We start from the raw sequence: 8,227 nt of genomic DNA on the forward strand, positions 1-8,227 counted from the left end.
CCCACACCCCACAACACCACCCCCACCCCGCGCACCCACACCCGGCCCCGGCAGGGCCCCGCCACCACGAACCCGCGAACGCCCCCACACCCGGCTACGGGCCCCAGCTGCCCACACCCCGACCGCGCGCAGGAAGTCGGCCGGGCCGACTTCCCACGCACCGGACCAACCACCCAACGCCGACCAGCCGGCACCAGCCCGCACCGGCAGACAAGGGGCCCCAGACCGACCCCCGCCAGCCGCACAGGGCGGACACGAACAACGGTGCGGCCGCGGTCCACAGGACCACGGCCGCACCACACACCACCGATTCCGTTCCGGTCCCCGCCACCGAACAGCGACAGGACCACACCGCCGGCACCCACCACAGGCCCGCCTGGCGCCCCGTCAGGCCGTCGCCGCCGCGCGGCGGCGGCGGGCCGCACGCCGGCCGGCCGGCGGGGTCGCATCGCCCTCCCACGCCGCGACCGGGTTACCCAGCCAGCGCGTCGCCTCCGGCACACTCTCCCCCCGCATCACCAACGACGCCGGACCCACCGTCGCCCCCGCCCCCACCGACGAGTTCAGCAGCACGATCGAGTGCGGACCGCACGTCGACCCCTCCCCCAGATCCACCGGACCCAGCCGCATCACCCGGTCATGGAACAGATGCGTCTGCAGCACCGTGCCCCGGTTCACACTCGCCCCCGCCCCCACCGTCACCAGATCACTCTCCGGCAGCCAGTGCGTCTCACACCACACACCCCGCCCCACCTTCGCCCCCAACGACCGCAGCCACACGTTCAGATAGGGCGTCCCCGTGATCGCCCCGCCCCCGAACGGCATCGCCAACTCCTCCACGAACGTGTCGTACAACTCGTTGCGCCACACGAACGACGACCACAACGGATGCTCCGCCACCGTGAACCGGCCCACCAGCAGCCACTTCGCCACCGTCGTCACCGAGCACGCCACCACAGCCGCACCCACCAGCACCCCACCCGAAACGGCCGCCGCCACACCCAGCCCGAAGACATCCCGCACCTCCTGCAACACCGCCAGCACCAGATCCGCCAGCACCGCCGCCATCACCACCGGCACCAGCCGGCACACCTCCACCAGGCCCCGCGCCCACACCAGACGCCGCGCCGGCGCATACGTACGCGCCTGATCCCCGCCCTCCGCCACCCGCGGCAGAGCGAACGCCGGCCGCCCCAGCCACGACGAGCCCTGCGGAGCGCTGGACGGAGCGTCCGAGAGCACACCCACCAGACAGTCGTCCGCGAGCACCCGCCCCGGACCCACGATCCCCGAGTTACCCACGAACGTACGGCGCCCCACCCGCGCCGCCCCCAGATGCAGCCACCCCTGCCGCACCTCGAACGGCGCCACCAGCGTGTCGTCCGCCAAGAACGCCCCGTCCTCCACCCGCATCAGCGACGGCAGCGACAACACCGTCGACGCCTCCACCCCACGCCCCACCCGCGCACCCAGCATCCGCAGCCACACCGGCGTGAACAACGACGCATAGAACGGGAACAACGACCTGCGCGCCGTGTCCGAGAGCCGGCTCACCGCCCACGCACAGAACGCCACCCGCCCCCCGACCGGATGGAAACCCGGCTCCAACGCCAGCGACAGCACCCGCACCAGCACCGCTATCAGCACCGCATGACACGCCAGCGTCACCACCGCCAACGGCACCAGCCACGGCAACACCCCCACAAGCGCCGCCGCCGGCGACGACGACACACCCACCAACGGCACCACCACCGCCAACGCCGGCAACGCCGCCACCAACGGCACCAGACCGAACACCGCGAACGCCACCGAGTACGCCACACCCCACCACCGCGACACCCGCCCCGGCGCCACCGACGGCCACACCGTCGCACCATGCGCCGCCGCCCCCGCCGCCTCACGCGCCGGCGAACCGTGCCACAAAGCCCCCGCCGGCACCGAACCCGTCACACACGCACCCGGCGCCACCCGCGCACCGGCCCCCACCCGCGCCCCCGGCATCAACGTCGAACGATGACCGACCACCGCCCCCTCACCGACCTCCACCCACCCCACATGCAACACCGAACCGTCCAGCCACCACCCCGCGATATCCGCCTCCGCCTCCACACACGCCCCCGCACCGATGCGCGCCAGACCCGTCACCGGAGCAACCGCATGCAGCACCACACCCCCACCCACACGACACCCCACGATCCGCGCGAACCGCACCCCCCACGGCGTCCCCGCCAACGCCCCCGTACCGAACACCCCGGCCCACCGCTCCGCCGCCCACACCCGCACATGCACCGAACCACCCCTCGGATACGACCCCGGCCGCACCCCAGCCGTCAACAACCGAACCCCCAAACCCCCCACCACCGCACGACCCGCCGCGCTGTAGAACACCGACAACACCACCACCACCGGCCACCACGACACCCGCGGCGCCCACACCAGACGCTCCCCCAACACATTGTCCAACCCCGCCAACACCACCACCCACCGCACACCCACCACCGAAAACAACACCAACAACACCAACGACTGCCACACACCACGACCCACACCCGCGCCAGCACCCGCGCCCGCAGCGCCAGCCCTCACACCGGCAGAACCAGAAGCCGAAGAGGAGGAGGAAGCAGAACCCGCACGCGAACCGGAGCGGCCACCCGCACGCACAGACGAACCCGCGCCCGCACCCACGCCGGAACCGGAGCGCGAACCAGAACCGCCACCGACACCCCCGCCATGGGCACCCCCGCCATGGGCACCCCCGCCGTGGGCGCCGCCGTCCTCGCCGTGGGCGCCGGCCGGGACCAGCGAGTCCAGGAACGCCGCCAGATCGCCCAGCACCGGATGCGCATACAGATCCGCCACCGACACCCCGCCATGACGCACCCGCAACCGCGACACCAACCGCGCAGCCGTCAACGACGACCCACCCAACGCGAAGAAATCATCCCCCGCACCCGCCGCCGTCCCGAGCAGGGCCTCCCACTCCCCCGCCAGCCACCCGGCCGTCCCCTCAAGACGCACCCCATCGCCCGGGCCCCCACCCGACCCACCGCCGGACACCGGCAGCGGCCACGGCAACGCCCCCCGGTCGACCTTCCCCGACGTCTTCGTCGGCAACGACCCCACCACTGCCAGCACCGGCACCAGAGCCTGCGGCAACCTCCCCAGCAGCACCCCCCGCAACCGCGCCAGATCCAGCACCACCCCCTCCGCGGCAACCACGTACCCCACCAGCAACTCCCCACCCGCCGGCGTCCTACGCACCGCGGCGGCAGCCGCCACCACACCGTCCAACGCGGAGAGCGCCGCATCCACCTCCCCCAGTTCGATCCGCCGCCCACCCAGCTTCACCTGGTCGTCCGCACGCCCCAGGAACACCAGACCCGCCGGGTCGTTACGCACCAGGTCACCACTGCGATACACCCGCGCCGACGACAACGCCGGATGCGGCCCGAACTTCTCCCCGTCCCGCACCGCATCCAGATACCGGGCGCACCCCCCCCCGCCGATCAGCAGCTCACCCACACCACCCCACGGCACCACCGCACCCGAGGCGTCCACCACCGCCACCTCCCACCCCGCCAACGGCACCCCGATCCGCACCGGCTCCCCCGCCACCAGACGCGCGGCCGTCGCCACCACCGTCGTCTCGGTGGGCCCGTACGTGTTCCAGAACTCCCGCCCACCAACCGCGACCCGCTCCACCAACTCCGCAGGACACGCCTCGCCCCCCACGATCACCAACCGCACCCCGGCCAGGCATTCCACCGGCCACAGCGCCAACAGCGTCGGCACCGTGGACACGACGGTCACCCCCCGCTCCACCAGCCAAGACCCCAGATCCGCCCCCGCCTTCACCACGGCACGAGGCGCCGGCACCAACGCCGCCCCCGATCCCCACGCCAGCCACATCTCCTCACAGGACGCGTCGAACGCCACCGACAACCCCGCCAGCACCCGATCCCCCGGACCCAACGGCGCCCCCTGACAGAACAACCTCGCCTCCGCGTCCACGAACGCCGCGGCCGACCCGTGCGAAACCGCCACCCCCTTCGGCCGCCCCGTCGTCCCCGACGTGAAGATCACCCACGCCTCATCCGACGCCACCGGCCACCGAGCCACCCCCGACCCCACCGGCCACCCCTCACGCCGCCAGAACCCGCCCTCCCCCAGCACCCCACACACACCCGCATCCCCCCACACCAACTCCGCCCGCTCATCCGGATCATCAAAGTCCACCGGCACGTACGACGCCCCGCACCGCAACACCGCCAAGATCCCCACGTACAAACCCACACCGCCCGACCGCAACCGCACCCCCACGCGATCACCGGCACCCACCCCATGACCCGCCAGCACCCCCGCCAGCGCCTCCACCTCCCCCCAGAGGCCGGCGTAATCCAGAACCACCCCACCCCCATCCACCCCGACAGCGGAGGGGAACCGGGACACCGAACGCCAGAAGATGTCCATCAAGGTGCCGGTTCCGGAAACCCACTCGACCGGCCACACGCCCGGCTGCGGCTGCAGCTGCGAATAGCCGCCCGGATAGCCCACCCCGTACTCCGGTCCGGCATATCCCGCCGAAGAATCCGCCAACTCCTGGCCTGCACTCATGAAAAAATGTCCTCTACGAAAAAACTGAGAGAAAAGTAAACGAAGGCGTGCACAGACAGTCACCTGGCAGGGAACGCCACCCCCTACCATCACCCACCCCGGACACCGCCTGACACCACACGGGCAGGATCAAAGAAACTTCTCACGAAGCAGGCCGCAACTAACCCGAAAACCCCACAAATCAGACAGTCAAATCCCACCAAAGCACGCCCACACCCTAACCACCCGACAGGCGCCCGGCCGACCGCCGGCCGGCCCGCGCCCGAACGTGTGCCCGACCTCGGGACAACCCAAAGTGACAGCACCTCCGCGAGGATCGTCCATCCCTTGCCCAGGAACCCGCCCGTACGTCCAGGAACCATTCAGCCGGGCAGAGCTCCGTACAACTCACTCGCGACGACCCGACGCTCGAATCCGCCGTCCGGTTCCATCGAATCTCGGCGAGGATGGCTTTATCCACAAATCGTGACGGTGGGCGCGGGCCGCAGCCGGCGCCGGATCGACCCTCCGCATCGACCCTCCGCCATGAGGCGCAGCAAGCCGCCCTCAGGTCTGCGCAACCCGGAGGGCGCCCCGGGGGCCAGGAGGGCCCTGTCGCCGCCACGGGGCCGCGTCGAGCGGGTTGCCGGGGGCCCGCGACGCCGGGGGGCGGCCGATCGCGCCGGGCCCGGGCAGATGGAGGTTGTAGTCCGTCCCACGCCCGACCTCGCTGTGCCCGCCCGGCGGGGATCCCGCACAGGCTGCCCATGGGTTCGAAGAGCACCGTCAGAGGCCGGTCGGGGTCGGCCGCCGCCACGACCCGCTCCTCGACCGGCACGGCACTCCCTCGTCGACGTCGACGCACGGACAGCGCTCTTGACCCATGATTTGCCAGTACTTGAACTGATCATATGACCCACGGCGGCCTGTCCATCCAGCCCCTGGAGGCTCAGCACCATCCGGACAACTGGCTCCGCCCGTACGCGTAGTTGAATGCCCGCGCGACAGGACGAGTCGATCCCCGAGAAGCCGGGTTCAACACCGGACGTCTCGCCCGGGTCGATACCTTCATCGCTTTGCAGATCGCTGCCCGACAGATGCCCGGCGCGATTCTGGGGGCGCCGTTCGCCGCCCTCCCGGGGGGCGGGGCGGGTGATGCCCGGGCCTGTCGGCGAGGCCACCTGCCCGGGAGCATCCGGCGCGTTCCGGTGGACCGATCCGGCGGAGGGGCGCCAGGGCCGGGTGGGGCCGGGGTGACAACTGCACGCCCATGGTGATGACGGTACGTCAACTGTGTTGCACAACAAGGAAGTAGGCGTTACCACGAAGCCTCACGCGCCGCCGCCGGACGTGCCAGGATGTCCCCCTCGGCACGGGCTCGTGAAGGAGTGCAGCATGGCCAGGGGTGGCTCCGGCGACGGTGACGGTGGCAGCGGCAGAGAGGGGCTCGGCGCGAAACTCGCCGGGATCGGGACGCTGATCGCGGCGCTGGGAACGGTGTTGGGGGTCGTCCTGACCCAGGGCAGCGGTTCGAGCGATACCCCGAAGGCCGATCCGCCCGCCGCCACCTCCACCCCGACCGCCCCGACCGCCCCGGCGTCCGCACCGGCCGCCACGTCCCCGGCGCCGCTCCGGTCGTCGCCCACGGTGTCCCCGAGCGCCGACGGCAACTCCGGAGCCGTCGCGAACGGCACCCAGCTCGGGAACTATGCGGTGCACCTGTCCGGCGGGTACGGGGTCCCCCTTCCCAACACCGCCCCGAAGTTGAGCGACTACGAGCAGGGAGAGCCCGGGGACGTCTACGTCGGCAGCGAGGCCCAGGCGTTCGGCCCGAGCGGCCAGAACAAGCTGATCCCGCTGCCCGCCGGCACCCTCCCCACGTACGGCGCCTGCACGGCCAAGGCCGCGTTCGCCGCCCAGGCGCCGTCCTCGCCCGGAACCGCCTTCTGCATCAAGACGCCAGGCCGGATGATCGGCCTCCAGGTGACCGGTTCCCACTACGCCGCGCAGCCGTTCTGGGCGGAGGCGCAGGTCACCGTCTGGCAGGACGTCGGTTAGGCCGCAGGAAACGGCTCAGCTTGCCCGCAGACGCAGCCATGCCTTCGGGGGATCCGCTCGGCTCCCGGACGGGGAAGGCGGTATCGCCCGTGAGACTTCCGCGCGCAGCCCACACCGACCGGCCGTAACGGATCCACGGGATCTGGTCCTTCCGCACCTCGCCCGTTGCGGGAGCCTCGCCGAACCCTCCCGGAAATCCGGTTGCCCGCGACGCGGCCCTCGCGCACAGTAGATGCATCAGCACCCAGCACCGACGCAGTGGAGAGGAACGCGAGATGAGCGGCCGACAGTCGTACCAGCGCTCCTCGGGTTCCCAGCGGAGCCAGGCAGTTCCCTCCATGCGGTAGACGGGTCGAAACGCCTGGCCGCCCACGGGGGACCTCCCCCGCCAGGGCGGCTTTCTCGTGCCGCCCCGCAGTGCCGGATGGTGCAACTGGCAGCACACCTGACTCTGGATCAGGAGATCGGGGTTCGAATCCTCGCCCGGCAGCGCAGTACCCGGAGAGTTGGCCGAGTGGTAGGGCAGCGGCTTGCCAAGTGGTCCACGTCGTAAGTCCTTCGGGGGTTGACTTCGAGGTTGGGCGTCGGCGTGCCTGTGGCGAGGTGGATCCGGCATGCGGTGTCGAGGGCGTCCCGGGCCCGCCTTGTCCCGGCCGCGCCCGGGACGGCGGGGGATGTGGCCTCAGCGGTCAGGCGTCGGGCCGTGCTTCGAGGAAGGCGAGGGCCCTGGCCACGAACTCGTCGTGGAACTGGAAGATTCCGCCGTGCCCGGCGTCCGGGTAGAGGGGGACGAGTTCGCCCCGGGGCAGCCGTGCGGCGAGGTCGAGGGTGTTCTCGCTCGGCACCATCCGGTCGCTCTCGCCGTTGGCCACCAGGACTGGCTGGCGGATGCGGGACAGGTCGGCCGTCGGCTGGAGGCCCCATCGGTGGATGGCCTTCAGTTGGGCGCGGAACGACCTCGGCGAGATGGCTTTGTCGCGGCGGTCCGTACGCTCCTTCAGCCGTTCCAGGAAGGCGCGTGCTTCGCGTCGTCCGTGTTCGGTGTCGGTGAAGAAGAGGAACTGCTTGGGGTCCCTGCGGGTCAGGAAGCCCTTCAGGATGTCCCGGAGGGTGAGTGCGGTGACCTTGTCGATGCCGGGGCCGCCGGCGGGGCCGGTTCCCGCGAGGATGACCTTGCGCACCAGCTGCGGTTCCTCGGCTGCGATGACCTGGGCGATGAAGCCGCCCATCGACAGGCCGAGCAGGTCGACGTGCTCGAAGCCCAGGGTTCGGATGAACAGCACCGCGTCGCGGGCCATCGCTTCGACGGTGTCGGGGGTGGAACCGCCCGACGCGCCGACTCCGCGGTTGTCGAAGGTGATCACCCGGCGCCGGGCGGCGAGTCCGTCGACGACGCGGGGGTCCCAGTTGTCCAGGACTGCGCTCAGGTGGTGGAACAGGATCAGCGGTACGCCGTCTCCTTCCGGGCCGAGCTGCCGGTAGACGAAGTCGACGCCGCGTACGGACACGGAACGGGTCGGCACGTCCTTGTACGACGACGGGGCGGGCGTGGGGGCGGGCGTGGGGGTGGGGGAAC

Annotated in this window: 3 protein-coding genes and 1 tRNA gene; 2 read left to right on the forward strand and 2 right to left on the reverse strand. The window is 71.4% G+C overall.

The features are described from left to right. Positions 1-387 precede the first annotated feature (387 nt). Positions 388-4,470 carry a Pls/PosA family non-ribosomal peptide synthetase gene (locus IH61_RS44060; RefSeq protein WP_234327533.1) on the reverse strand — a complete coding sequence of 1,361 codons (4,083 nt, stop codon included), beginning with the start codon at positions 4,468-4,470 and terminating at the stop codon, positions 388-390. 1,518 nt (positions 4,471-5,988) lie between these two features. On the opposite strand from IH61_RS44060, the gene IH61_RS47560 reads away from it, so the two are divergent. Together IH61_RS47560 and IH61_RS0139190 are read left to right on the forward strand one after the other, a co-directional pair. Then, the gene (locus IH61_RS47560; RefSeq protein WP_031079083.1) at positions 5,989-6,651 is read left to right on the forward strand and encodes a hypothetical protein; all 663 of its coding nucleotides are present in this window, start codon (positions 5,989-5,991) and stop codon (positions 6,649-6,651) included. Positions 6,652-7,069: 418 nt separating this feature from the next. Further along, positions 7,070-7,141: transfer RNA gene (locus IH61_RS0139190), tRNA-Gln, on the forward strand. A gap of 199 nt (positions 7,142-7,340) precedes the next feature. Here the strand turns inward: IH61_RS0139190 and IH61_RS0139195 are convergent. Beyond that, a complete protein-coding gene (locus IH61_RS0139195; protein ID WP_031079085.1) occupies positions 7,341-8,174 on the reverse strand; it encodes an alpha/beta fold hydrolase in 834 nt (277 codons plus the stop codon). Between the last annotated feature and the right edge of the window lie 53 nt (positions 8,175-8,227).

The sequence above is a fragment of the Streptomyces sp. NRRL WC-3742 genome (assembly GCF_000720635.1).
In the GTDB taxonomy this organism is placed as follows: domain Bacteria; phylum Actinomycetota; class Actinomycetes; order Streptomycetales; family Streptomycetaceae; genus Kitasatospora.

What these genes read in the sequence shown, in the direction of transcription:
- IH61_RS47560 (WP_031079083.1), top strand. Translation starts at nt 5,989, where the DNA reads ATGGCCAGGGGTGGCTCCGGCGACGGTGACGGTGGCAGCGGCAGAGAG.
- IH61_RS44060 (WP_234327533.1), bottom strand. Translation starts at nt 4,470, where the DNA reads ATGGACATCTTCTGGCGTTCGGTGTCCCGGTTCCCCTCCGCTGTCGGG.